We start from the raw sequence: 26,257 nt of genomic DNA on the forward strand, positions 1-26,257 counted from the left end.
ACAGTAAAAAAGTTCCTGTTAAAGGCACTAACGAAGAAGAAAATAACATCCAAATTTCTTTAGATCCTATTGAAAAATTAATTACACCTGTGAAAATTGATTTAGCACCTATTTTCTTTGAATTTGATAAGTCTAACATTACAGCTCAAGCTGCTTTTGAATTAGATAAATTAGTTCAGATTATGAAAAAATATCCTGAAATGGTTATTAGTGTAACATCACACACAGATGAAAGAGGTCCTGAAGCCTACAACACAGGTCTTTCTGATCGTAGAGCAAAAACAACAGTACAATACGTAATATCTAAAGGTATTGATGCCTCTCGTATTTCTGGTGTTGGTAAAGGTGAATCTGAACCTAAAATAGATTGTTCTGCGGGTTGTACTAAAGAACAACATGCTGAAAACAGACGTTCAGAGTTCCTTATTGTAAGTGGTGCTCCTGTAGCTGAATAAAAAATAACTAATTATAAAAAAAGCCTATTCTGTAAAATGAATAGGCTTTTTTTTTACCAAGTAGTAAAAGGATTTTTACTCAATTGCGAATTATAATACTTTACTTCACCTGTAACTTCTTTGCCCAACCATATTGGATATTCAATAACTTCATCTTCGGAATTTAATTCTACTTCAGCTATAATTAAACCTTTGTTAGCTCCAAAAAACTCGTCGATTTCAAAAATATGATTGCCAAGCCTTACTTCATAGCGTGTTTTCTCAATCATACCAGCTTCACATAATTCTAAAAGACTTTCAGCCTCCATTATAGAAATTTCTTTTTCCCATTCAAAACGAGATAAACCATTAGCCGTAGATTTCCCTTTAATGGTTAAATAACCCAATTCTTTTTTTAATCTTACACGTACAGTGCGCTCTTTGTGACTATTTAAAAAGCCTTGTTTAATGGCATAACTATTAAAGGCTTCTGACTTGAAAGCTTTAGAGTTTACTAAAAATTTTCTTTCTATTTCTATCATCATACATAATAACAATTACCTTTTAAAAGGCATTTAATGCCTAAATTTACACTATGCTTAACGATTTACCAATAAGAAAGATAATTCATGTAGACATGGATGCGTTTTATGCCTCTGTAGCACAAATGGATAATCCAGAACTTAGAGGAAAACCTATTGCTGTTGGAGGTGGTGGAACACGCGGAGTAGTAAGTGCCGCTAGTTACGAAGCTCGAAAATTTGGAGTAAAAAGTGCCATGTCTGGCCGATTAGCTATAAAGTTGTGTCCCGAATTAATTTTTGTAAAAACTGATTTTGCACGCTATACCGAAATATCTAAACGTATTCGTAAAATCTTTTTTGAATATACTGATTTAGTTGAACCCTTATCTTTGGATGAAGCATACTTAGATGTCACAAACAACAAAATAGGATTGCCTAGCGCTACTTTATTAGCTCAGAATATAAGAGCAAGGATTTATGACGAAGTAGGCTTAACAGCTTCCGCAGGCATCTCTATTAATAAGTTTATCGCTAAAGTCGCTAGCGATTATAATAAACCTAATGGACAAAAAACAGTAAACCCAGAAGATGTTCTCAAATTTTTAGAAGACTTAGACATTCGAAAATTCTATGGTGTTGGAAAAGTGACTGCTGAAAAAATGTATCAAAAAGGCATTTTTACAGGAAAAGACTTGAAATCGAAGACACTTGAGTATTTAGATGAACATTTTGGAAAATCTGGCCGCTACTATTATGATGTCGTTAGAGGTATTCACTATAGTGAAGTAAAACCCAACCGCATAAGAAAATCTTTGGCTGCAGAACGCACATTTAGTGAAAATCTATCCTCTGAAATCTATATGTTTGAAAAATTAGAACATATTGCTGAAGAAGTCTCAAAACGACTATTAAAAAGTAAAGTTGCAGGAAAAACCATAACCTTAAAAATAAAATACAGCGATTTTTCACTACAAACACGAAGCAAAACCTTACCTTATTTTGTGAGTGAAAAAGCAATAATATTAGACACCGCTAAAGATTTATTATATCAGGATACCCTGAACAACTCCGTTAGACTTTTAGGTATTTCTTTATCTAATTTGAATACAGATGATAAGAAAATTAAAAAGGAAGAAGAAACGGCTGTTAGCGTACAGTTAAAATTTGAATTTTAAATGAAGTCGTGAGAAGTTCTTTTGCAAATCATAAAACTCAACTTTATTCTTTAATTTGCTTCAGCACCAAAATTAATGATATAAAAAAAATAGCGATTGAATTTTAAATTCAATCGCTATTTCTATAATAATTAAAGCTTATTTTTTAAAAACTACAACTTTCTATCTCAGTAACTCTTAGTGTATTTACCATACCTTTTTCTTGTATTGGCATTGCTGCTAAACTAATTAACATATCACCAACATCTAAATAACCTTTTTTACAAGCTATAGCATTTACATCTTCAATAGTTTCATCTGTACTTACAAATTTATCGTAATAAAATGCTGTAACTCCCCAAAGAAGGTTTAGCTGTGTTAATATACGTTTGTTTGAAGTAAACACTAAAATATGAGCAGAAGGTCTCCATGCCGAAATTTGAAATGCCGTATAACCACTATTTGTTAATGTAGAAATGGCTTTCGCATTAATTTCGTTTGCCATGTTTGCTGCATGATAGCAAATTGCTTTTGTAATATATCTTTTAGTACGAATATGAGGAGGAGATTGAGGCACTTCAATTAAAGGTGAATCTTCTACACTACGTATAATATTTGCCATTTGACGAATAACTTGCACAGGATATTGCCCAACAGAAGTTTCTCCGGATAACATTACAGCATCTGCGCCATCCATAACAGAATTGGCTACATCATTTACCTCTGCACGTGTCGGAGTTAAACTCGTAATCATGGTTTCCATCATTTGAGTTGCAATAATTACTGGAATTCTAGCGCGTTTGGCTCTAAGCACTAATTGCTTTTGAATTAATGGCACTTCTTCAGCAGGAATCTCAACTCCTAAATCACCACGAGCTACCATTAAACCATCACAATACGCGACAATTTTATCAATATTTTCTACTGCTTCTGGTTTTTCAATTTTAGCAATAATTGGAATTTTATGATCACTATGTTCAGAAATTAAACGTTCTAATTCCATTAAATCTTCAGCATGACGCACAAATGATAAAGCGATCCAATCTACTTTTTGCCCAATAGCAAAGATAGCATCTTCAATATCCTTCTCTGTTAACGCTGGTTGCGAAATATTGGTATTTGGAAGGTTGACTCCTTTCTTAGATTTTAAAGGCCCTCCTTGTATTACTCTTGCTTTAACTTCAGATTTTTTATCTGTAGAAACAACTTCAAAAATTAATTTTCCATCGTCTAATAAAATGCGTTCACCTGGTTTTGCATCTTGAGGAAACTTATCATAAGTCATGTAAACACGTTCCTTTGTTCCTTCAAAACGCTTTCCTGTTGCAAAAATGATTTCGTCTCCTTCATTGACTATTACTTCTCCTTTCATGGTGCCAACACGCAATTTAGGACCTTGTAAATCTCCTAAAATTGAGGCATTGTAGCCAAACTCTTCGTTGAGCTCTCTTATCATTTTTATACGTTCCTCGACGTCTTTATAATCGGCGTGAGAAAAATTAATTCTAAATACATTACAGCCTTCATCCAACATTGCTTTTAATACTTCTTTTGTACTTGTTGCTGGACCTAATGTGGCTACTATTTTTGTTTTCTTGTTTGACATCAATTCAAAAAATTAAATGGTCTTTCGACTTTATTTTTAACGGATCTACCGCATAACTTGTTATAATTTGTGGAATAGCTTGTAATTTAAATAAGATTTCTTTTTCATCTACATTTTCTATTTCGTCTGAAATTTTTAGAAAAAAATCAACCTTTTTAAACTCCGAAATTAGATGAAATGTTTTAAGTACTTTTTCACTACCATTAAATAATGTTCCTGTACTACTTAAACCATCTTCTTCCTTTTTACAAGTATTAGAAATTAAATTCCAAAAGACGTATTCCTTTTCGTTATCCCATTCAAAAATACTGTATGACGACTCTAAATACCTAAAGTCTATATCTTTATCCTTACGTTCTAACTTAAGCTCTAAATGCTTGTTGAGCAAATAAGCCAATCGATAATCTTCTAATCTACAATGAATAGCAATTAGTTTATATGAATCATCATAAAAATCATCTACCTGAAGTTTGTGTAAAGCCATACAATTATAACTTTGAACGGTAAATATAGTGTATTAAAAGATTTATTTTAATAAGAATAAGTTAAGATTAATCCAAAAAATCTACGAAAACGTTATCGTAAGATTAATTTAATTTTAATAAAGAGGGTTTAATCTAGTGAAGTTTTGAAATTTGGTTTTGAAATGCAAAAAAAGCGCGTTTGGAAGCTTTTTCTTCTGCTTTCTTCTTTGATGTTGCTCTTGCTTTTGAAACTACTTTATCATTAATAATAAGCTTTACAGAAAAATGTTTTAATTCATCATTGCCTGTATCTTCATAAATTTCATAGTTAAATGTGTTTTTCTCTTTTTGGCACCACTCTATCAATAAACTTTTATAACTAATGACTTTACCTTCTAAAGACTCAATATCTACATGTGGATTAATAACACGTTTATAAACGAATTTCTCACAAAAACTATAACCTTTATCTAAATAAATGGCCCCAACTAAAGCTTCAAAAAGATTGCCGTGAATATTGTCACCAAAATTAGACTTAGGTATTTTACTTTCTACAAAATCTATAAGTCGTAATTCCTCTCCCAGTTTATTAAGGTGCTCTCTACTAACTACTTTAGAGCGCATTTTGGTAAGGTAGCCTTCATCGCCATGAGGCACTTTTTCAAATAAGTAGGCTGCAATTACAGAGCCAAGGATAGCATCACCTACAAACTCTAATCGTTCGTAGTTAATAGGGTTTCCTTGATCGTCCTTAATATTCATGGACCGATGGGTAAACGCTGTTAAATAAATTGATTTTGTTTTTGGCTTAAAGCCAATAATATCCTTGAGTTGTAAAAAAAAATTCCCGTTCTCGTGAGAGCGGGAATTTAATATGTTACGAATGAAGCTCATTCGGGATTTAATCTAATTTTTTGAATACTACACAAGCGTTGTGACCGCCAAATCCAAATGTATTACTCATCGCGACTTTAATGTCTCGTTTCTGAGCTTTATTGAGCGTTAAATTTAATTCTGGATCTATGTTTTCATCTACCGTTTCATGGTTAATTGTTGGTGGTACAATACCGTGTTCCATCGCTAATATAGAAGCAATAGCTTCAATAGCTCCAGCAGCACCCAACAAGTGACCTGTCATAGATTTTGTCGAATTAATATTTATGTTTTTTGCATGACTTCCAAATACTTCAGATATAGCTTTTAACTCGGCAACATCACCTAAAGGTGTTGATGTACCGTGTGTATTTATATGATCTACATCTTCAGGACTTAAACCTGCATTTTCTAAACAATTTTTCATTACCGCAACAACACCAATACCTTCTGGATGTGGGGCTGTCATATGATACGCATCTGAAGATAAACCTCCACCTACAACTTCTGCGTAGATTTTAGCTCCTCTTGCTTTAGCGTGTTCGTACTCTTCTAAAACAATAGCTCCTGCACCTTCACCTAATACAAAACCGTCTCGGTTAGCATCAAATGGTCTCGAAGCTGTTTGAGGATCATCGTTACGCGTACTCATGGCGTGCATAGCATTAAAACCTCCCATACCAGCAATTGTAACTGCTGCTTCACTTCCTCCTGTAATAATCACGTCACAAGACCCTAAACGAATAGTGTTTAAAGCATCGATCATTGAATTTGCAGAAGACGCACATGCAGATACAGTGGTATAATTAGGTCCCATGAAACCATACTTTATAGATATGTTTCCAGGTGCTATATCAGCAATCATTTTTGGTATGAAGAAAGGGTTAAATCGAGGTGTACCATCACCGGCTGCAAAGTTTAACACTTCATCTTGAAATGTTTCTAATCCGCCAATACCAGCTCCCCAAATAACTCCAACTCTTAATTTGTTTAGGGCGTCTAAATCTAGTTTTGAGTCTGCAATTGCTTCATCTGAAGCCACCATTGCATACTGCGAAAACTTATCCATTCGCTTTGCTAACTTTCTATCAATAAAGTCAGTAACTTCAAAGTTTTTTATTTCACAAGCGAATTTTGTTTTGAACTTTTCAGGATCAAAATGTGTTACACGTGCGGCACCACTTTTGCCACTAATAAGAGCTTCCCAATATTCATCCTTGGTGTTTCCTATTGGTGTAAGTGCACCTAAACCCGTTACTACGACTCGCTTTAATTCCATAAAAATTGAGTTATTATTTTGCTTCTTCTATATAAGAAACCGCTTGACCAACTGTTGCTATATTCTCAGCTTGATCGTCTGGTATTTGAATATCGAATTCTTTTTCGAATTCCATTATTAATTCTACAGTATCTAATGAATCCGCTCCTAAATCGTTTGTGAAGCTTGCTTCAGTTACAACTTCGTTTTCATCAACACCTAATTTATCTACGATAATCGCTTTTACTCGTGATGCAATGTCTGACATAATTTTTTAATTTTAAGTTTTAATTAGATGGCAAAAATAAAAAACTTTATTTGAATATTCATCTTTACCGATAAAATGTGTTTTTAATTTAGTAAAAATAAAGATAAAGTATTTAGTATTTACTCCTAATTGTTAATTATTATTCTTTTTTTTGTTTGAATAATAAAGAAGAAATATACCTGTAAATGAAACGTATTGTAATTTTTGCGTCCGGAAGTGGCTCTAATGCTGAAAATTTAATTAAGTTTTTTCACAACAGCGATACTGCGTCTGTTATTCAGGTACTAACTAACAATCCTCATGCCAAAGTGCTTGACCGTTGTAAAAAACTAAATGTTAGCGCCTTATCTTTTAACAGAATAGCATTTTCTAAATCTGAAGATGTCTTAAACATATTAGAAGTATCTCAACCAGACCTGATAGTGTTAGCTGGTTTTCTTTGGAAATTTCCTGATTTTATTTTAGAAAAATTTGAAAATAAAGTCATTAATATTCATCCTGCATTATTACCAAAGTATGGTGGAAAAGGCATGTACGGCATGCATGTGCATAACGCTGTTGTTAAAAATAAAGAAACAGAAACTGGCATTACCATTCACTATGTAAATGAAGATTATGATGAAGGAGCTATTATTTTTCAAGAAAAATGTAAGGTTTTACCTACCAACTCTGCCGAAGATGTTGCTAAAAAGATTCATTTGTTAGAAATGGAACATTTCCCAAAGGTGGTTGAGAAAATATTAAATAGATAGATGTCATACTGAGCTTGTCGAAGTATCTTTTCTAGATTCTTCATTTCATTTTAAAATGACATAAAAAGATTTCCGTTTTCACGGGAAGTAAACATGAGTAAAAAGAAAAAAAAATATTATACTGTTTGGAAAGGCCACAAAAAAGGAGTCTATAGTACTTGGAATGCCTGTAAAGCTCAAATTAAAGACTACCAAGGTGCACAATACAAATCTTTCCCTACACTTGAAGAAGCCGAAAAAGCATTAGAAGGAGATTACTTTAATTATATAGGGAAAAATAAAACGTTTTCTAGTGGACTCTCGGAAGCTGAGCTAAAAAAAATAGGACAACCCAATTACCATTCTATTTCTGTAGACGCAGCGTCAAGTGGAAATCCTGGGATTATGGAATATAGGGGTGTCGATACCAAGACAAAAAAACAGCTCTTTATTCAAGGCCCTTTTGAACAAGGCACTAATAATATTGGCGAATTTTTAGCCTTAGTTCATGGGTTAGCCTTTTTAAAAAAGCACAATAGCGACCGTATAATGTACACGGATTCTAGAACCGCTATGAGTTGGGTACGCAAAAAAACCTGTAATTCTAAACTTCCTCGTAATGCCAAGAACAAACCCGTTTACGACTTAGTAGATCGTGCTGTAGAATGGCTAAAGACTAATGAGTATTCTACAACTATTGTGAAATGGGAAACCAAAGCTTGGGGAGAAATTCCTGCAGATTTTGGAAGGAAATAAATCTATTTTGCATTGCGTTAATTGATGTTTCACAAGGAATAATTTTTACGTAAATTTGCACTTTAATTCAAACTTCTTTTATGAGTAAATTAGTAATTGTTGGCACTGTAGCCTTTGATGCCATTGAAACACCTTTTGGTAAAACCGATAAGATCCTTGGTGGTGCAGCAACATATATAGGTTTATCCGCTTCAAATTTCCATGTAGATTCTGCAGCAGTTTCTGTTGTTGGCGGCGATTTTCCTCAAGAATATTTAGATCTTTTAAAAAATAGAAATGTAAATATCGATGGTGTAGAAATTGTAAAAGACGGCAAAACGTTCTTTTGGAGTGGAAAATATCATAACGATATGAACTCTCGTGATACCTTAGCTACAGAACTCAATGTATTGGAGCATTTTAATCCAATTGTTCCTGAAAATTATAAAGATTCAGAAGTTGTTATGCTAGGTAACTTACACCCTCTTGTACAGCAAGGTGTATTAGACCAAATGACAACAAAACCTAAACTAGCCATTCTAGACACTATGAATTTCTGGATGGACATCGCTTTAGATAATTTACTGTCTGTCATTAAAAACGTAGACGTTATTACTATTAATGATGAAGAAGCAAGACAATTAACAGGAGAATACTCTTTAGTCGTTGCAGCGAGAAAAATTCATGGCATGGGACCTAAATATGTAGTGATTAAAAAAGGAGAACACGGAGCCTTATTGTTTCATGATGATAATGTATTCTATGCTCCTGCCTTACCTCTAGAAGAAGTCTTTGACCCAACAGGTGCCGGAGATACATTTGCTGGTGGTTTTGCTGGTTATTTAGCTAAAACAGGCGACTTCTCTTTTGAGAATATGAAAACAGCTGTCATCTACGGCTCAACGTTAGCTTCTTTCTGTGTTGAAAAATTTGGCACGGAGCGCATGCAAAATTTAACAGATAAAGAAATTTATAAACGTCTAGACCAATTTAAGAGTCTGACACAATTTGATATAGAATTAGCATAAACTAACGCGCTCATAAATTGAGCGCGTTTTTTATTTCACAAAAAAAATAAATAGCGGAAAAAATTAATCATGAGTGATGCGTTAAAACATGAGTGCGGAATTGCACTTATTAGACTTTTAAAACCATTAGAATATTATAAAGAAAAGTATGGCAGTGCTTTTTATGGTGTTAACAAAATGTATTTAATGATGGAAAAACAGCACAACCGTGGACAAGACGGAGCTGGTTTTGCAAGTATTAAATTAGACGTAAAACCTGGAGAACGCTACATTAGTCGCGTGCGATCTATTGCCCAACAACCCATACAGGATATTTTTGCTCAAATTAACGAACGTATTAACCACGAGCTTACAAGCCACCCGGAATATCAAGACGATGTTGATTTACAGAAAAAGCACATTCCGTACATAGGCGAGGTACTACTAGGCCACGTTAGATATGGTACATTTGGTAAAAACAGTGTAGAAAGTGTTCATCCATTTTTAAGACAAAACAACTGGATGCACAGAAACCTCATTGTCGCAGGAAACTTTAACATGACCAATGTTAATGAACTTTTCGATAATCTTATTGAAATTGGTCAGCATCCAAAAGAAAAAGCAGACACCATTACTGTAATGGAAAAGATTGGTCACTTTTTAGATGATGCTGTTTCAAAAATTTATAAAGATCTCAAAAAAGAAGGCTACAATAAAAATGAATGTTCTCCTTTAATCGCAGAACGTTTAAAAGTTGGAAAAATTTTAAAGCGTGCTGCCAAAAACTGGGATGGTGGTTATGCCATGGCAGGTTTATTAGGCCATGGTGATTCTTTTGTATTAAGAGATCCGTCCGGCATAAGACCAACTTACTACTATGAAGATGATGAAATTGTTGTCGTAGCATCAGAACGCCCTGTAATTCAAACCGTGTTTAACGTGCCTTTTGAAGCCGTAAAAGAATTAGAACCAGGACATGCTATTATTACCAAAAAATCTGGTGAAACAAAAATCAAAAAAATATTAGAACCTTTAGAACGCAAAGCTTGTTCTTTTGAACGTGTCTATTTTTCTCGTGGTAGTGATGCTGAAATATATCAAGAACGTAAAATGCTTGGGCGTTTATTAATGCCTAAAGTTCTTGAAGCTATTAATAACGACACCAAAAATAGTGTGTTTTCGTACATTCCTAATACAGCGGAAACCTCATTTTATGGCATGATTGAAACCGTTGAAGATCATCTCAACGAACAGAAAACAGCCTCTATATTAAATGGTAACGGTCAATTATCAGCAGAAAAGGTCACCGAAATCTTATCGGAACGCCCAAGAATTGAAAAAATAGCTATTAAAGACGTAAAACTAAGAACCTTTATTACTGAAGATAGTAGCAGAGATGATTTAGTAGCACACGTCTATGACGTTACTTATGGTGTTATAAAACCAACCGACAACTTAGTGATTATTGATGATAGTATTGTTAGAGGTACAACTCTAAAAAAGAGTATTATTAAAATGATGGACCGATTAAACCCTAAGAAAATTGTGGTGGTTTCTTCAGCTCCTCAAATTCGTTACATTGATTGTTATGGTATAGACATGGCCAACTTAGAAACTTTAATTGCTTTTAGGGCGGCTTTAGAATTATTAAAAGACACTAATCAATATCATATTGTAGAAGAGGTCTATCACAAATGTCTTAAGCAGGTAAACATTAAAGATAAAAATGTTGTCAACCATGTAAAAGAGATTTACGATAATTTTACAGACGAACAGATTTCTGATAAAATTTCAGAATTATTAAGTGATGAAAATGTTAATGCCGAAGTGAAAATTATTTTCCAACCTGTTGAAAATCTGCATAAAGCCTGTCCTAAAAACTTAGGTGATTGGTACTTTACTGGAGATTATCCTACACCAGGAGGAAACAGAGTAGTAAACAGAGCTTTTATTAACTTTTATGAAGGAAATAAAGAGCGCGCCTACTAAACAACGACTCTAAACGACTTTTAATCCGATAAATTACGTATTTCGTCTAAGGAAAATGCATTTCGTCGGATTCATGCATTCGCTTTAACAAATTAAATATACATTGGTATCACCATAACATAAGTAGGTTAAGTTCATGGTAGATTTGGGGCAAAAAAAGGTGAACTTCGTTCACCTTTTTTTATACACTTAATTTAAAGTGTTACTTTAAGTCAGATCTTCATTTAAGATACAAATTCATCTCTCAAACAAGTCCGAAACATAGTAGTTTCCACTCTTAGACTAATATATAGGTCGTTTGTCCAAAAAATTGATTAGAGAAACAATGTCCTCTTATATTTGACTCACCATAACATAAGTAGGTTAAGTTTATGGTAGATTTGGGGCAAAAAGGATGAACAACTGTTCATCCTTTTTCATGCCCAATTCTCAAACAAAAGAATCAAAAATTTAACCATAAAAAAATCCGAGTCTATATATAAAGACTCGGATTTTTTTAATTTAAAATACTTTTAAGCTTATTTAGCTTCAGCATATCGTCTTTCAACTTCATTCCAATTAATTACGTTAAAGAATGCTTCAATATAATCTGGTCTTCTGTTTTGGTAATTTAAATAATAAGCATGCTCCCAAACATCTAAACCTAAAATTGGTGTACCTCCACAACCAACTCCTGGCATTAATGGATTATCTTGATTTGGTGTAGAACAAACTTCAACTTTTCCACCTTCATGCACGCACAACCAAGCCCAACCAGAACCAAATTGCGTTGCCGCTGCCTTAGAAAATTCGTCTTTAAACACATCAAAAGAACCGTATTTTGCTTCAATAGCATCTTTTAATTCTCCAGATAATCGCCCTTTTCCTTCAGGATTCATAATGTCCCAAAATAATGAATGGTTATAAAACCCACCTCCATTATTTCTAACAGCCTTATTCTCTTTATCTAGATTGATAAGGATATTCTCAATAGTCTTTCCTTCTAAATCTGTTCCTTCAATTGCTGCATTTAATTTATTTGTGTAGCCTTGATGATGTTTAGTATGATGTATCTCCATAGTACGAGCATCAATATTTGGTTCTAAAGCATCATAAGCATATTTTAATTTCGGTAATTCGAAAGCCATAATATTATTGTTTTTAATTAGTTAATATTTTGTTTGCACTCAAATTTACAATTTTGTCTGAGATTTTTTCTTAATAAACTATTAAGATTCCCTATTTTGGTATAAAAATTATCTCTTGCAAAATTCAGCCTTCAAAATATATAATGCATCAGCTGGTAGTGGTAAAACATTTACACTAGCCAAAGCTTATCTCAAAATATTAATTCAATCTAAAAGTTACGATCAATTTAAATCTATTTTAGCTATTACATTTACTAACAAAGCGGTAGGTGAAATGAAAGAGCGAATTGTTGATATGCTAAAATCTTTTTCGTCAGAAGAAAGTCTAACAACACCACATCCAATGTTTGAAGCTATTTGTGGTGAATTAGATATTAAGCCCGAAATTCTTCACAACAAATCTAAACACATTCTAAAACACATAATCCATAACTATGGTGCGTTTGACATTTCTACAATTGACGGCTTTACGCATAGAGTTATTAGAACTTTTGCGCACGATTTAAAATTGCCTGTAAATTTTGAAGTTGAACTAGACCAAGAACGCCTTTTAAATGAAGCTGTTGACAGTCTTATTTCTAAAGCTGGCAGTGACAAAACCTTAACCAAAGTCTTGGTCGATTTTGCAATAGAAAAAGCAGACGAAGACAAAAGTTGGGACATTAGTTTTGATTTTAATAAGATTTCAAAATTATTAATTAACGAAAATGACCTTTTTGCCATTAATACTTTAAAAGAAAAGACACTTGATGATTTTAAAGTTTTAAAACAACAATTAGCTAAAGAAATTATTCTGCTTGAAGAAAAAATTGAAACTATAGCACTTAACGCTTTAACTCTAATTGAAGCATCTGGTTTACAATTTAATGACTTCAATAGAAGTTCGCTTCCAAAACATTTTGAAAAATTAGCTGCCAAGCAATTTTCGGTTGGCTTTGATTCTGCTTGGCAAAACGATTTAATTGAAGGCAATACACTTTACCCTAAACGTGTTTCTGATGATGTTGCATCAACTATTGAAAGTATTCAACCAAAATTATCGGAATATTTTGTGGCTTCAAAAACGTCAATTTTCAACATAAAGCTTAAAAAAGGATTTTACAGGAATGTCACTCCCCTTTCGGTTTTAAACGCCATTAAAAATGAATTAGACACTTTAAAGGCTGACCAAAACAAGATGTTGATTTCAGAATTCAATACTATTATTGCTAAAGAGATTAAAAATCAACCAACACCTTTTATCTATGAACGTTTGGGTGAAAAATTCAAACATTATTTTATAGATGAATTTCAAGACACCTCTAAAATGCAATGGGAAAATTTAGTGCCCTTGCTAGAAAACGCTCTTTCTGCCGCCAATGGCTCGGCAATGCTCGTTGGAGATGCCAAACAAGCCATTTACAGATGGAGAGGTGGTGAAGCAGAACAGTTTATTAAACTTTATAATACCATTGATAATCCATTTCAGATTGAAGCCGAAGTATTACCATTAGACACCAATTACAGAAGCTCAAAAGCTGTTATTGAGTTTAATAATTCGTTTTTTGAATTTTTAAGTGAAACTACTTTTAGTGAAGCCGCTTATGCAGACCTTTACAAAAAGGCGAAACAAAATACACATAACAAATCTGAAGGTTATGTGAATCTTAATTTTTTAGACATTCAAAAGGAAGACGATATCCACGAGTTATATGCCAACGAGGTTTTAGAAACTATAAAAGCATGTCAAGCTAATGGATTTCCATTAGATGATATTTGTGTTTTGGTAAGAAAACGAAAAGAAGGAGTCGCTATTGCTAATTACCTCAATGAAAATGGAATTAAGATTACATCCTCGGAAACCTTGCTTTTAAAAAATTCGGATAAAGTTAATTTTATTAATTCGTTTTTAAAGTTACTTATTCAACCGAATAACGACAGTTTAAAAGTTGAAGTCCTCTCCTATTTGGCAGCACAAAATCAAATTGAAGATACACATCTATTTTTTGTCTCTTATCTCAGAAAAAACATTGATGAGATGTTTTCAGAATTAAAACAACTAAACATTTATGTAGACAAAAACCAATGCCTTCAATTACCATTATACGAATTGGTAGAACATGTGGTTAGACTTTTTAATCTAAATGAAACCTCAGATGCATACCTACAGTTTTATTTAGATGTTGTTTTAGAATTTACACAAAAGCAAAATGCAGATGTTGCTGCTTTTATCAATTATTTTGAAAAGAAAGCAGATAAATTAAGCGTGGTAACTCCTGAGCATATGAGCGCGGTTCAAATTATGACCATCCATAAATCAAAAGGCTTAGAATTCCCTGTGGTAATATTTCCTTATGCAGATTTAGATATTTATAGAGAAATAGAACCAAAAGTATGGTTTCCTGTTAAAGCAGAAGATTATAATGGTTACGAAACGCTATTACTTAATTACAATAAAGATGTTGAACATTTTGGAGATATCGGAAATCAAATTTACCACACACACCAATCGCAATTAGAATTAGACAACATTAATTTGCTTTACGTAGTTTTAACTAGAGCTGTAGAGCAATTATATGTTATTTCTAAAAAAGACATCAATTCAAAAGGAGAGGTAAACACAAATACTTATGCAGGGCTATTTATTAATTTTTTACAGCACGAAAATAAATGGAACGAAAATCAATTGACCTACAGCTATGGATTACTAAAACCAAATGAAAACATTTCGGAAAAAACACGAACTTCTAATCCTTTAAAATTAATTTCAGTTCCAAAAGAAGAGCACAATTTAAAAATTGTCACCAAATCCGGATTACTTTGGGACACACAACAAGAAGCCGCCATTGAACGTGGTAACTTGGTACATTTAATTTTATCGAAAATAAAAACTGTTGAAGATGTCGATTTTGCTTTTAATGATTTATTGATTTCAGGAGAAATAACAACAGAACATAGCGATACATTAAAATCTCTAGTTTTAGACGTTATAAAACATCCTAAATTAGAAAGGTACTTTCACAATGATTTCACCATTTACAATGAACGTGATATTATTACAAGCACAGGTTTAATTCTACGTCCAGACCGCCTGAACATTAATTCAAAAAATGAAGCTATTCTTATAGATTACAAAACCGGAGAGGCCAAAGAGTCTTATGCAAATCAGCTTAACAATTATGAGGTTATTTTAAATGAGATGAATTTAACTGTAACCCATAAATTACTGGTTTATATAAATGACACAATTGAAGTTCTTGAAGTCTAATTTTTCCTAGTATCTTTGCTTAAACAACAAAATTTAAATTATGTACGGAGATATAAAAAACCATTTACAACAAGAAATAGAGTCTATAAAAGAAGCTGGTCTTTTTAAGGAAGAGCGTATCATCACGTCTCCCCAAGGTGCAGAAATAACGCTTAACACAGGACAGAAGGTATTAAATTTCTGTGCTAATAATTATTTAGGTTTATCATCACATCCAGATGTAATCCAAGCGGCAAAAGACACTATGGACACACATGGTTTTGGGATGTCTTCAGTACGTTTTATTTGTGGTACTCAAGATATTCATAAAGAATTAGAACAAAAAATTGCCGATTTCTACGGAACAGAAGACACGATATTATACGCTGCAGCCTTTGATGCCAATGGAGGCGTTTTTGAACCTTTACTAACAAAAGAAGATGCTATAATATCAGACTCTTTAAATCACGCTTCTATTATAGATGGTGTAAGATTGTGTAAAGCAGCTAGATATCGTTACCAAAATAATGATATGGCAGATTTAGAAACGCAATTAATTTCAGCCAATGCTAATGGAGCACGCTTCAAAATTATTGTAACTGATGGTGTGTTTTCTATGGATGGCCTTGTTGCTCCTTTAGATAAAATATGTGATTTAGCAGATAAGTATGATGCTATGGTAATGATTGACGAATGTCACGCCACAGGGTTTATTGGTGAAACAGGAATTGGAACATTAGAAGAAAAGGGTGTTTTAGGCAGAATTGATATTATTACAGGAACTTTAGGAAAAGCACTTGGTGGAGCCATGGGTGGTTATACCACAGCAAAAAAGGAAATCGTTGAGTTATTACGTCAACGCTCTAGACCTTACTTGTTTTCAAATTCTCTAGCTCCAGCAATAGTTGGTGCTTCTATTAAAGTATTTGACATGCTTAAAAATGACACTACATTAAGAGATAAAGTAGATTGGAACACCAAATACTTCAAGAAAGGAATGAAGGAAGCTGGTTTTGATATTGTTGATGGTGATTCTGCAATTGTCCCAGTAATGTTATATGATGCTAAATTATCTCAAAATATGGCAAATATGTTATTAAAAGAAGGCATCTATGTTATTGGTTTCTTTTATCCTGTAGTCCCAAAAGATAAAGCTAGAATTAGGGTACAACTCTCTGCTGCACATGATAAGAATCAGCTAGATAAGGCCATTTCAGCTTTCATTAAAGTGGGAAAATCATTAAATGTTATCTGATATACTACAATTATTAACACAAACACTCTATATTAGGGCGATATCCCAATAATTTTATATATTTGTCTTTGTTAATAAAGTTTAACAACTTACTTTTGCTAACAATTAACACTTAAAAATTAAAATTAATTAGAATATGAAAAATCTTAGCAGATTATTTTTTGTAGCAGTGCTTATCGCAAGTTTTAGCACTTCTAATGCTCAAGACAAGAACAATCCATGGGCTATTACAATTGGAGCTAACGCAGTTGACTTTTACCCTGTAGGAGAAGACACACCTCAAGGTGACTATTTTGACGAGTACTTTAATGCGAAAGATCACTGGAACATTCTTCCTTCGCTATCTACAGTCTCTGTATCTAGATACCTTAGTGATGGTTTTACTTTTACTGCTAAAGGTTCTATAAATAGAATTGACAAATTTGGTTCAAACTTCGATCCTATTACAGGAGAAGAGTCTACAAACAAAATTGACGATTTAACTTACTATGGTTTAGATGGTGCTGTATCTTACAGTTTTATGGATCTTGTACAGTCTAAAACAATCGACCCTTATTTAGGTGTTGGTGGTGGTTACACTTGGCTTGATGAAATCGGAGCTGGAACTTTAAACGGAACTTTAGGTTTAAAATACTGGTTCTCTGAAAACTTAGGCTTAGATGTTCAATCTACTTATAAGCATGCTTTTGAAGATTATTTACCTACACATTTCCAACATTCAGTTGGTCTTACTTTCAAGTTTGGTGGTACTGATACTGATGGTGATGGTATTTATGACCAGGATGATGCATGTCCTGAAGAAGCTGGATTAGAAATCTTTAACGGTTGTCCTGATTCTGATAATGATGGTATTCAAGATTCTAAAGATGATTGTCCTTACGATGCTGGTTTAGCTGAGTTTAACGGTTGTCCTGACACTGATGGTGACGGTGTAATGGATAAAGATGACAACTGTCCTGAGGTTGCTGGTTTAAAATCTTTAGCTGGTTGTCCAGATGCTGATGCTGATGGTGTTGCTGATGGTGATGACAAATGTCCTAACCAAGCTGGTCCTGCTGCAAACAACGGATGCCCTTGGCCAGATACTGATGGTGACGGTGTTTTAGATAAAGACGATAAATGTCCTAACGAAGCTGGTACAGTGGCAAACAACGGTTGTCCTGAAGTTAAGCCAACTGAAGAAGTAATGGATACTTTAAATGAATATTCAAGATCTATCTTATTTAACTCTGGTAAAGCAACTTTCCAGAAACAAACTGACAAAGTATTACAGTCAATGGTAGCTATCTTTAAAGAATACCCACAAGCTAACTTCTCTTTAGAAGGTCATACTGATTCTGATGGATCTAAATCAATGAACCAAGCTTTATCTGAAAGAAGAGCAAATGCAGTTAGAGATTACTTAATCGCTAATGGTATTAGTGCTGACAGATTAACTGCTGCTGGTTTCGGTGAGTCTAATCCTATCGCTAGCAACAAAACAAGAGCTGGTAAAAAAGAAAACAGACGTGTAGAGGTGAAGTTGAAAAACTAATCACATCTAAAATATATTAAAAAAACGCTCCGATATTCGGGGCGTTTTTTATTTTTATAAAATGATAAGTTTTATAAAATCGGTTCTCATAGATCTTCAAAAGAAAGGCCTAAAACTAGAAGACCTCTATTTCATTCTACCAAGTAAACGTGCTGGTGTTTTTCTTAAGCACCACCTTTCTACATTAATAGATCAACCTATATTTGCTCCTCAAATACTCAGCAGTGAAGAATTTGTAGAAGAGTTATCTGGTTTACAAAACCTACCTAATACAGATCTATTATTTAGACTGTACGAATCCTATAAAGCACTAACTGACGAAGAAGAACAAGAGTCTTTTGAATCGTTTTCTAAATGGGCTCAAATCTTATTACAAGATTTTAACGAGATTGATCGTTATCTCATTCCACAAGAACACATCTTTGACTACTTAAATGCTATAAAAGAGCTTCACCATTGGTCTTTAGAAGTGAACCAAACCAATCTTATTAAAAATCATTTAAAGTTCTGGAAACGACTTAAAATGTATTACACCGCTTTTACGGAAAACCTATTACAGTCCAAACAAGGTTATCAAGGTCTAATTTATAGAGAAGCCGTTGAAAACTTAGAATCGTATATTGAAAATTCTACCCATAAAACACATATTTTTTTAGGTTTTAATGCCTTAAACACTGCTGAATCTCAAATTATACAAGGCTTACTTAAAAATGATTTAGCTGAAATTTATTGGGATATTGACACTTCTTTTATTGATGACACTATACATGATGCTGGGTGGTTTACAAGACAACACAGAAAACAATGGAGTTATTTTAAAACGCATCCTTTTAACTGGGTCACATCGCATTACAAAGAAGAAAAGAATATTAAAGCCATTGGCATCCCCAAACTTGTTGGACAAGCAAAATATATTGGTCAAATATTATCGGAATTAACAGAAACCAAAACTAACTTTTCTAATATTGCAGTCGTTTTAGGAGAAGAACAATTATTACTTCCTGTATTAAATTCTATTCCTAAAAACATAACCAAACTCAATGTTACTATGGGTTTGCCGTTACAGTTTGTTCCCTTAGCCTCGTTTTTTGAGCAACTATTTAATGTTCATAAAAACAATCCGAAGCAATTCTATTACAAAGATGTTATAGGATTACTATCGCACCCTTCCGTTTATCCTTTATTTGAAACTACAACAACAAATGTTTCAAGTACTATAGTCGCAGATATTCAAAAAAATAATACGGTTTATATTACTGTACAGGAACTTAAACAACTTGCTAACTCACATAAAGAACTTATAGCATTATTATTTCAGTCTTGGAACGACAATCCAGAAACCGCTTTAAAAAATTGTTCTGAATTGATTTTAAAAATGAAAGCCAATTTTGATAGCAATAAACAACATCACAGTTTAGAATTAGAATATCTATATCGCTTTAACACCCTATTTAATCAATTATCAAAATTAGATACAACCTATAAATACCTTGAGTCAATAATTGCATTACAGTCTATTTACAAAGAACTCCTAAGCTCAGAAACTCTAGATTTTAAAGGAGAACCATTAGAAGGACTTCAAATTATGGGAATGCTAGAATCGCGTGTTTTAGATTTTGAAACGGTGATTATAAGCTCTGTAAATGAAGGGATTCTTCCTTCAGGAAAAACGAACAATTCCTTTATTCCTTTCGACGTAAAAATTGAAAATAACCTACCCACTTTTAAAGAAAAAGACGCCGTTTACACCTATCACTTTTATAGACTTTTGCAACGCGCTAAAAACGTCTATATTTTATACAACACCGAAATTGATGCTCTAAAAGGTGGTGAAAAAAGTAGATTCTTAACACAGCTAGAAGTTGAAGGGATTCATGAAATTAAAAATAGTATAGTATCTCCAGATGTTCCCATTGTAGAACAAAAACTGACCGAAATAACAAAAACACCATCGGTTATGGAACAAATAAAAGTATTATCTGGTAAAGGCTACTCACCTTCGTCCTTAACCAATTATATCAGAAATCCGATAGATTTTTATTATGAAAAAATACTCAGAATAAAAGAGTTTGAAGACGTCGAAGAAAATATTGCAGCCAACACTTTAGGTTCCGTTATTCACAATTCACTTGAAGATTTTTATAAACCCTTAGAAGGTTCTATTTTAACTATTGAGCATCTTAAAGATTTTAAAAGTCGTACTAAGAAAATGGTAACCAAACATTTTGAAGAACTCTACAACAAAGGTGGTTTTTCTCAAGGTAAAAACCTTATCATTTTTGAAATTGCCCAACGTTACATTTCAAATTTTTTAAATTTAGAATTAGAGAGTCTTAAACAAGGTAATGAAATTAAAATCCTTTCGATTGAGGCTGATGAAGCCATTGATATTAAAATTGAGGGTCTCGATTTCCCTATTAAACTCAAAGGGAAAGTAGATAGAATTGATAGCTTTAATGGTATGACTAGAGTTATCGATTATAAATCGGGTAAGGTGGAACAAAATAAAGTAGAAATCGTTAATTGGGAAGACTTAACTACAGATTACACAAAGTACAGTAAATCGTTTCAAATTTTATGCTACACTTATATGATGCGACAACAAAATCTAATAGTGCTACCAATTGAAGCAGGCATTATTTCGTTTAAAAATTTAGGTGAAGGCTTATTGAAATTCGGAAAAAAGGCGTCATCTCATGCGAGAACAAAAGATCAATTAATTACGAATGAAACTTTAGATAATTTTGAAATAGAGCTCAAAAAACTCATTACAGAAATCTGTAATCCAAAGCTTAATTTTACTGAAAAAGAACTGGACTAATGACAATTGATAAACATATAATTTTAGAAAGAGATGGTAAAAAACCCATCTTAATTGATACCTTTTATTCTGAAGAAAAATCAAATCAACCTATAGTTATTTTTTGTCATGGCTATAAAGGGTTTAAAGATTGGGGAGCATGGGACCTTATGGCAGAAGCATTTGCCAATGCTGGATTTTGTTTTATAAAATTCAATTTTTCACATAATGGCGGCACTATGGAACATCCTATTGATTTTCCTGATTTGGAAGCTTTCGGAAATAACAATTACACGAAAGAGCTAGACGATTTAGATGCGGTTATAACTTGGTCTCAAAATCATTTCAAATCGAATTCAAAAATAGACACCAACACTATTTGCTTAATTGGTCATAGTCGCGGCGGAGGTATTGCGCTACTAAAATCTTCGGAAGATCAACGAATCACTAAACTGATTACTTTGGCTAGTGTAAGTGATTTTGCGAGTCGGTTTGGCTCTGAAGAAGCACTTAAAACATGGAAAGAAGACGGTGTTAAATACGCAGAGAATGGTAGAACGAAACAACAAATGCCGCATTATTACCAATTCTTTGAAGATTTTGAAATTCATAAAGCGAAGCTTGATATCAAAGCAGCTACAACACAAATAGACATCCCAATGCTCATTATTCATGGTGATAACGATACTTCCGTAAATATCAGTGAAGCGGAAGCGTTACATCAATGGAATCCTAAGAGTCAACTAAAGGTTATTGAAAATGCAGATCATGTGTTTAATACGAAACATCCTTGGAGTAAAAGTGAACTTTCTGAGGAATTAAAAACTGTTGTCGAAACGGCTATTCAGTTTATAATATAAAAAAAAGCACGCCTTAAGCATGCTTTTTGTGGAGAAGATGGGATTCGAACCCACGACCTCTTGACTGCCAGTCATGAATCACATTATATGTCTAATATTAAAACAATACCCTTTCCTTAACAAAACCTAACATTATCAGAGATTTCATTAATAATCTTTAATGACTATTATATGTCTAATAACAAAAATATTCTGCAAATATTCTGTAAATTTTTATATTTGCAGAAAACATATCACAATGAGCTATTCTACCAAAGTAAAAAAGGAAGACTATCTTATATCAATAAAGCTAGACAATAGACGCAAAAAACAAAGTGGAAAATACCCCGTTAAACTAAGGGTATACGGAAAAAACACTCAAAAAGAAAAATGGTATTCACTAGGCATTGACCTAACAGAAAAAGAGTTTACTAATATATGGTTGGATTCTAAGAACAAAAAATTAAGAGGGAATAACAAAGAAATTAGATTAAAACTTCAGTTAATTGAATCTAGAGCCAACGAAGAAGCTAAGAAATTAATAACTTTTGACTTCAATCGTTTTGAAACTAAATTGTTCAGAAAGTCTTCTGACAGGAATAGCATAAAATATTATTTTGACAAGATTATAACTGACAAAACTAAGAACAATAAAATTGGCACAGCTGAAAGCTACAAATACACCCTTAACTCTATTAAGGAATTTTCAGAAACAGAGAAGAATTGCAAAATAGAAAAGTTAACATTTGAAAAAATTGATGTCAATTGGTTAAAGCAATATGAAAACTACATGAAGTCTAAAAGCAAAAGCTTTACGACAATTGCAATTTACACAAGAACACTAAGAGCAGTATTCAACTATGCCATAGAAAACAATGACATTAACAATGAATTATATCCTTTCGGCAAGAATAAATATAAAATACCAACAACTAAAAAGGTAAAAAAAGCACTAAACTCTGAACAGCTGAATACTTTATTTAACGCAAAAACTTTAAATGACAACGAAGCAAAATCAATGGCATTCTGGTTCTTTAGCTACGCTTGTTATGGCATGAATTTAAAAGACATTGCGTTATTAAAGTATTCAGATATTCAAGAAGACAAATTCTTATATTATCGAGCCAAAACATTTGACAAAACAGCTGAAAAAACCGCGATAACAATTTATTTAACAGATTTCACTGAAAGCATTATTAAAAAATACGGGAATAAAAACAAAGATGGTTTTGTATTTGACATTATTAATAGTAATGATAATAGTCTAATTCAATATAAAAAAATTAAGAATTTCACGAGGTATATAAATGACCATATTAAAAGAATAGCTAAAAGAAATGATTTACCCAGCGACATTTCTACATATTGGGCTAGACACTCATTTGCAACGAATTCTATACGTAAAGGAGCTAGTATGGAATTCATAAGCGAAGCTTTAAATCACAGCGACCTTAACGTTACAAAAAATTATTTCGCAGGATTTGAGGACACAACAAAAAAAGAATTTTCAAACTCTATAATGAATTTCTAAATTAAAAATTATGCTCAAAAAATTAGACAACACCTTTAGCATATCACCTGAAGAAATAGCAGAAAAAGCAAACGATCTTAAAGACAGTATTGACCTAAATGCTGAATCCAAAAAGCAAACTTCATTAATTAAAGAATACCTAAATAATGATGAATTATTTGAATATTTCATACAACGTATCGATAGAGAAATTCATTCGTCAATTCCACAAAATATAAAAGAAACTTGTGAAGTATGTAAAAATAAGAGTGAACTTCAATCAGACAAAGCATGTCTCGACTACTTCAATATAGTCGAAATGGATTTCATTTTACATTTAACAATATTCACTAACCTAATCAAAATTAACAAACATCTATTTGAGTCCAAAGAATCATTAAGCGCAATAACCTTTGAATTTTTATCTTGCTTCTCATCTAATAATGGCAAATTACTTTTTAATTACGAAAAATTTGATTCAATAACATTAACACACACCTTACTCACACTAGACGAGACTTTTAACGAAATGGACGCTCTCTCTGCGCTTAAAGTAATTAATGAAACTATTAGCGAAATCGAAACTCATATATTGATTGCAAAAAATTCAGAAAGAGTTTTATCTGATTTTGCAAAACCTCAATTAAAGTTTTTAAAAAAACAACGAAAGCGTATTAAGGAAAACCTTTTTTTAAATACTGAACTCACAAAATCACAAACAAATAAAAAACTCAAAGAACTAAACGATATTTGGCTGCCTACTGCCAAAATAAAAACTGAAGAGTTAATAGAAATTGGAATACAAAATCGTATTTGGGATGAAAATTACAATATTATCACCAAAAGAGGTAATCTATATGGCACAGGAAAAACCTTACTTGGAAGCCTATATATTGCTTTAAAGAATTATGCAATTCCCGAAACAATCGATTATAAAACTGTAGGTGTCGCTTTTTGCAAAACATTTAATATCACTATAAATCAAAATCAAAAAGAACCATACAAAGCATTTAGCAGTGGAAAACCAGAAATCATAAAAGCATTCAAACGATTATATAAAATATCATTATAATTCGTGAAAATTCTATTATTAAAAAAAACATATTAAACAACTATTGTTTTATACGGGTTTTTTAACTTTTTGAAAATTCGTGAAAATTCATACCTAAATCAATCTACATATTGCGGAATATTTAATACTAAAAACCGTAAAATATGTTGACATTTGAACAAACACAGAAAGACGTTGCCGAGGTAAAAAAAGACGTCAAAAAATTAATAGCTTTAATACTCAACAAGGCTAAACCACAAACTGAAAACAACACCCCTTTAAACATTAACGATGTAGCCAATCTCACAGGCTACACAAAACCAACAATTTATAGTTACTGTCAGAAAAACGAAATACCATACCACAAAAAAAATGGTCGTTTATTCTTCTTTAAACCAGAAATTATAGATTGGATAAAACAAGGGAAACAAAAGACAATTCTTGACATTGAAGAAGAAGCTGATTCTTGTCTAAAATCATTAAAACGAAAGTAAAATGACTAAACAAGAAATTAGAGCTAAGCTTTCAATGTTATTTTTAGAAGAATCTAAAAACCTATTATCGAAAGACCCTGAGCTACAGTCGATTATTGTCTACATAAAATTAGTAGACAACCCCGACCTCGAAAAAACAGGAACGTTTACAATAAACTTATTAAAAAAATAACATGGAATATCTTAGAATAGGCACAGATTATTATAAAAAAATTAAAAAACCATTACCTAATGGTGGCTTTTCAGACGAACTTGTAAGGTGGAAAAAAGCCGAAATTATAACTGATAAAGGCAAAGATTATATTAATAAAATAGAAAAATATGATGGCTTTACCAACTCACCCTCTCATACCAATTTTAAACAAAAAATTGACAATTTTTATAATAGGTATCACAAATTAGAACATGAATTTGTGGCGGGTGATTTTAATACAATTAAACTATTTCTGAAACATATTTTTAAAAATCATTATGAATTAGCCATAGACTATTTAACGATTATTTGGAAATACCCAAAACAGGTTTTACCAATTCTATGCTTAACTAGCAGCGAAAGAAACACAGGTAAAACAACCTTTCTATATTTCTTGAAATTAATTTTTAAAAATAATTTAACTATAAATACTAATGATGATTTCAGAGGACGCTTCAATTCCGATTGGACCTACAAAACACTAATCTGTATAGATGAAGTTCTATTACAAAAACGCGAAGATAGCGAAAGACTAAAACACCTATCTACAGCAAAAAGCTATAAAGCCGAATCTAAAGGAGTTGACAAAGTAGAAATACCTTTTTTTGGTAAGTTTATCCTATGTACTAACAATGAAGACTCCTTTATAAATATTGATGAAGAGGAAATTCGATATTGGGTCATAAAAGTAGAACCGTTTAAAGAGGAAATTCCCAACTTAATTAAAACTTTAGAATCGGAACTCAAACATTTTATGTTTTATTTAAATACCCGAAAAATTAAAACTAAACAAAAAACTAGAATGTGGTTTAGCCCAGAAGAAATTAAAACCGATGCTTTGCTCGTTCTAAAAAAAGGGAATCAAAATAGTGTTGTTAGAGAAATTAAAGAATTACTCCTAGACGAGTTTGACAAATTTGAAGTCAATGAACTTTACTATACCGCAACCGACTTAGTTAATAAGCTTAAAGATTTAAATTTCAGAACCACATCTAGCAGGGTTTCTTATATAATAAAAAATCACTTCAAAATCCCATACATTAACTCATCTTATAAGAAATATTATATTTCAGAAAACCCATTAGACAACTCTATGATTGTCGGTTCTAACAATTTCAAAGGAAGGTTTTACACATTCAGAAAAGAGGATTTATAATCTCAAAATTCTGTTGAATTGTTGAATTG

General features: G+C 32.4%; 23 protein-coding genes and 1 tRNA gene. 16 read left to right on the forward strand and 8 right to left on the reverse strand.

Annotated elements, in window-relative coordinates; genetic code table 11:
• The coding region (locus KO504_RS08965; RefSeq protein ID WP_215926107.1) for an OmpA family protein at nt 1–455 on the forward strand (455 nt) is incomplete at its 5' end.
• A gap of 53 nt (nt 456–508) precedes the next feature.
• Here the strand turns inward: KO504_RS08965 and KO504_RS08970 are convergent.
• Nucleotides 509–976: a CYTH domain-containing protein gene (locus KO504_RS08970; protein WP_215927391.1), complete on the reverse strand. Its 468-nt coding sequence runs from the start codon at nt 974–976 to the stop codon at nt 509–511.
• A gap of 53 nt (nt 977–1,029) precedes the next feature.
• On the opposite strand from KO504_RS08970, the gene dinB reads away from it, so the two are divergent.
• Nucleotides 1,030–2,133 carry a DNA polymerase IV gene (gene dinB / locus KO504_RS08975; RefSeq protein ID WP_215926109.1) on the forward strand — a complete coding sequence of 368 codons (1,104 nt, stop codon included), beginning with the start codon at nt 1,030–1,032 and terminating at the stop codon, nt 2,131–2,133.
• 145 nt (nt 2,134–2,278) lie between these two features.
• Here the strand turns inward: dinB and pyk are convergent, their stop codons facing one another.
• From pyk to KO504_RS09000, 5 genes are all read right to left on the reverse strand, one after another.
• Nucleotides 2,279–3,721: a pyruvate kinase gene (gene pyk, locus KO504_RS08980; protein WP_215926111.1), complete on the reverse strand. Its 1,443-nt coding sequence runs from the start codon at nt 3,719–3,721 to the stop codon at nt 2,279–2,281.
• 1 nt (nt 3,722) lies between these two features.
• Nucleotides 3,723–4,202 carry an IPExxxVDY family protein gene (locus KO504_RS08985; protein ID WP_215926113.1) on the reverse strand — a complete coding sequence of 160 codons (480 nt, stop codon included), beginning with the start codon at nt 4,200–4,202 and terminating at the stop codon, nt 3,723–3,725.
• A 133-nt stretch (nt 4,203–4,335) separates the two neighbouring features.
• Nucleotides 4,336–5,076, reverse strand: coding sequence for a ribonuclease III (rnc, locus tag KO504_RS08990; protein WP_215926115.1), 741 nt, complete (start codon nt 5,074–5,076; stop codon nt 4,336–4,338).
• Nucleotides 5,077–5,083: 7 nt separating this feature from the next.
• Nucleotides 5,084–6,334 carry a beta-ketoacyl-ACP synthase II gene (fabF, locus tag KO504_RS08995; protein WP_215926117.1) on the reverse strand — a complete coding sequence of 417 codons (1,251 nt, stop codon included), beginning with the start codon at nt 6,332–6,334 and terminating at the stop codon, nt 5,084–5,086.
• Nucleotides 6,335–6,347: 13 nt separating this feature from the next.
• Nucleotides 6,348–6,581, reverse strand: a complete 234-nt coding sequence (locus KO504_RS09000) for an acyl carrier protein (protein WP_013750595.1) — start codon at nt 6,579–6,581, stop codon at nt 6,348–6,350.
• A gap of 185 nt (nt 6,582–6,766) precedes the next feature.
• Between KO504_RS09000 and KO504_RS09005 the strand changes: the two genes are divergently transcribed.
• The 4 genes from KO504_RS09005 to KO504_RS09020 all read left to right on the forward strand — a co-directional run bounded on the left by KO504_RS09005 (nt 6,767) and on the right by KO504_RS09020 (nt 11,043).
• The gene (locus tag KO504_RS09005; RefSeq protein ID WP_215926119.1) at nt 6,767–7,333 is read left to right on the forward strand and encodes a phosphoribosylglycinamide formyltransferase; all 567 of its coding nucleotides are present in this window, start codon (nt 6,767–6,769) and stop codon (nt 7,331–7,333) included.
• A 93-nt stretch (nt 7,334–7,426) separates the two neighbouring features.
• Complete coding sequence (locus KO504_RS09010; RefSeq protein WP_215926121.1) at nt 7,427–8,068, forward strand: ribonuclease H1 domain-containing protein; 642 nt, start codon at nt 7,427–7,429, stop codon at nt 8,066–8,068.
• An 80-nt stretch (nt 8,069–8,148) separates the two neighbouring features.
• On the forward strand, nt 8,149–9,075 hold the full coding sequence (locus KO504_RS09015) for a PfkB family carbohydrate kinase (RefSeq protein WP_215926123.1): 927 nt from the start codon (nt 8,149–8,151) through the stop codon (nt 9,073–9,075).
• Nucleotides 9,076–9,144: 69 nt separating this feature from the next.
• Nucleotides 9,145–11,043 (forward strand): amidophosphoribosyltransferase, encoded by a 1,899-nt coding sequence (locus KO504_RS09020; protein WP_215926125.1) that lies wholly within the window; start codon nt 9,145–9,147, stop codon nt 11,041–11,043.
• Nucleotides 11,044–11,561: 518 nt separating this feature from the next.
• Here the strand turns inward: KO504_RS09020 and KO504_RS09025 are convergent.
• A complete protein-coding gene (locus tag KO504_RS09025; RefSeq protein ID WP_215926127.1) occupies nt 11,562–12,170 on the reverse strand; it encodes a superoxide dismutase in 609 nt (202 codons plus the stop codon).
• 115 nt (nt 12,171–12,285) lie between these two features.
• On the opposite strand from KO504_RS09025, the gene KO504_RS09030 reads away from it, so the two are divergent.
• The 5 genes from KO504_RS09030 to KO504_RS09050 all read left to right on the forward strand — a co-directional run bounded on the left by KO504_RS09030 (nt 12,286) and on the right by KO504_RS09050 (nt 21,845).
• The gene (locus tag KO504_RS09030) at nt 12,286–15,417 is read left to right on the forward strand and encodes a UvrD-helicase domain-containing protein (RefSeq protein ID WP_215926129.1); all 3,132 of its coding nucleotides are present in this window, start codon (nt 12,286–12,288) and stop codon (nt 15,415–15,417) included.
• Nucleotides 15,418–15,457: 40 nt separating this feature from the next.
• Nucleotides 15,458–16,651 carry a glycine C-acetyltransferase gene (gene kbl / locus KO504_RS09035; protein ID WP_215926131.1) on the forward strand — a complete coding sequence of 398 codons (1,194 nt, stop codon included), beginning with the start codon at nt 15,458–15,460 and terminating at the stop codon, nt 16,649–16,651.
• Between the two features lie 136 nt (nt 16,652–16,787).
• Nucleotides 16,788–18,185, forward strand: coding sequence for an OmpA family protein (locus KO504_RS09040; RefSeq protein WP_215926133.1), 1,398 nt, complete (start codon nt 16,788–16,790; stop codon nt 18,183–18,185).
• A 61-nt stretch (nt 18,186–18,246) separates the two neighbouring features.
• Nucleotides 18,247–21,006: a PD-(D/E)XK nuclease family protein gene (locus KO504_RS09045; protein ID WP_215926135.1), complete on the forward strand. Its 2,760-nt coding sequence runs from the start codon at nt 18,247–18,249 to the stop codon at nt 21,004–21,006.
• Nucleotides 21,006–21,845, forward strand: a complete 840-nt coding sequence (locus tag KO504_RS09050) for an alpha/beta hydrolase family protein (protein WP_215926137.1) — start codon at nt 21,006–21,008, stop codon at nt 21,843–21,845. The genes KO504_RS09045 and KO504_RS09050 overlap by 1 nt, the downstream gene beginning before the upstream one ends.
• Nucleotides 21,846–21,874: 29 nt before the next feature.
• Here KO504_RS09050 and KO504_RS09055 read toward each other — a convergent pair.
• Nucleotides 21,875–21,961: transfer RNA gene (locus KO504_RS09055), tRNA-Ser, on the reverse strand.
• A gap of 122 nt (nt 21,962–22,083) precedes the next feature.
• Here KO504_RS09055 and KO504_RS09060 point away from each other — a divergent pair.
• The 5 genes from KO504_RS09060 (at nt 22,084) to KO504_RS09080 (ending at nt 26,228) form a co-directional block, all read left to right on the forward strand.
• Entirely contained in the window at nt 22,084–23,355 is a 1,272-nt protein-coding gene (locus tag KO504_RS09060; protein ID WP_215926139.1) for a tyrosine-type recombinase/integrase, read from the forward strand.
• Nucleotides 23,356–23,365: 10 nt separating this feature from the next.
• Nucleotides 23,366–24,406: a hypothetical protein gene (locus tag KO504_RS09065; protein WP_215926141.1), complete on the forward strand. Its 1,041-nt coding sequence runs from the start codon at nt 23,366–23,368 to the stop codon at nt 24,404–24,406.
• Nucleotides 24,407–24,549: 143 nt separating this feature from the next.
• The gene (locus tag KO504_RS09070) at nt 24,550–24,879 is read left to right on the forward strand and encodes a helix-turn-helix domain-containing protein (RefSeq protein ID WP_215926143.1); all 330 of its coding nucleotides are present in this window, start codon (nt 24,550–24,552) and stop codon (nt 24,877–24,879) included.
• Nucleotide 24,880: 1 nt separating this feature from the next.
• Nucleotides 24,881–25,051: a hypothetical protein gene (locus KO504_RS09075; RefSeq protein WP_215926145.1), complete on the forward strand. Its 171-nt coding sequence runs from the start codon at nt 24,881–24,883 to the stop codon at nt 25,049–25,051.
• 1 nt (nt 25,052) lies between these two features.
• Nucleotides 25,053–26,228 (forward strand): primase-helicase family protein, encoded by a 1,176-nt coding sequence (locus KO504_RS09080; RefSeq protein ID WP_215926147.1) that lies wholly within the window; start codon nt 25,053–25,055, stop codon nt 26,226–26,228.
• Nucleotides 26,229–26,257 lie beyond the last annotated feature (29 nt).

Source organism: Winogradskyella psychrotolerans (genome assembly GCF_018860565.1).
Classification (GTDB): domain Bacteria; phylum Bacteroidota; class Bacteroidia; order Flavobacteriales; family Flavobacteriaceae; genus Winogradskyella; species Winogradskyella damuponensis.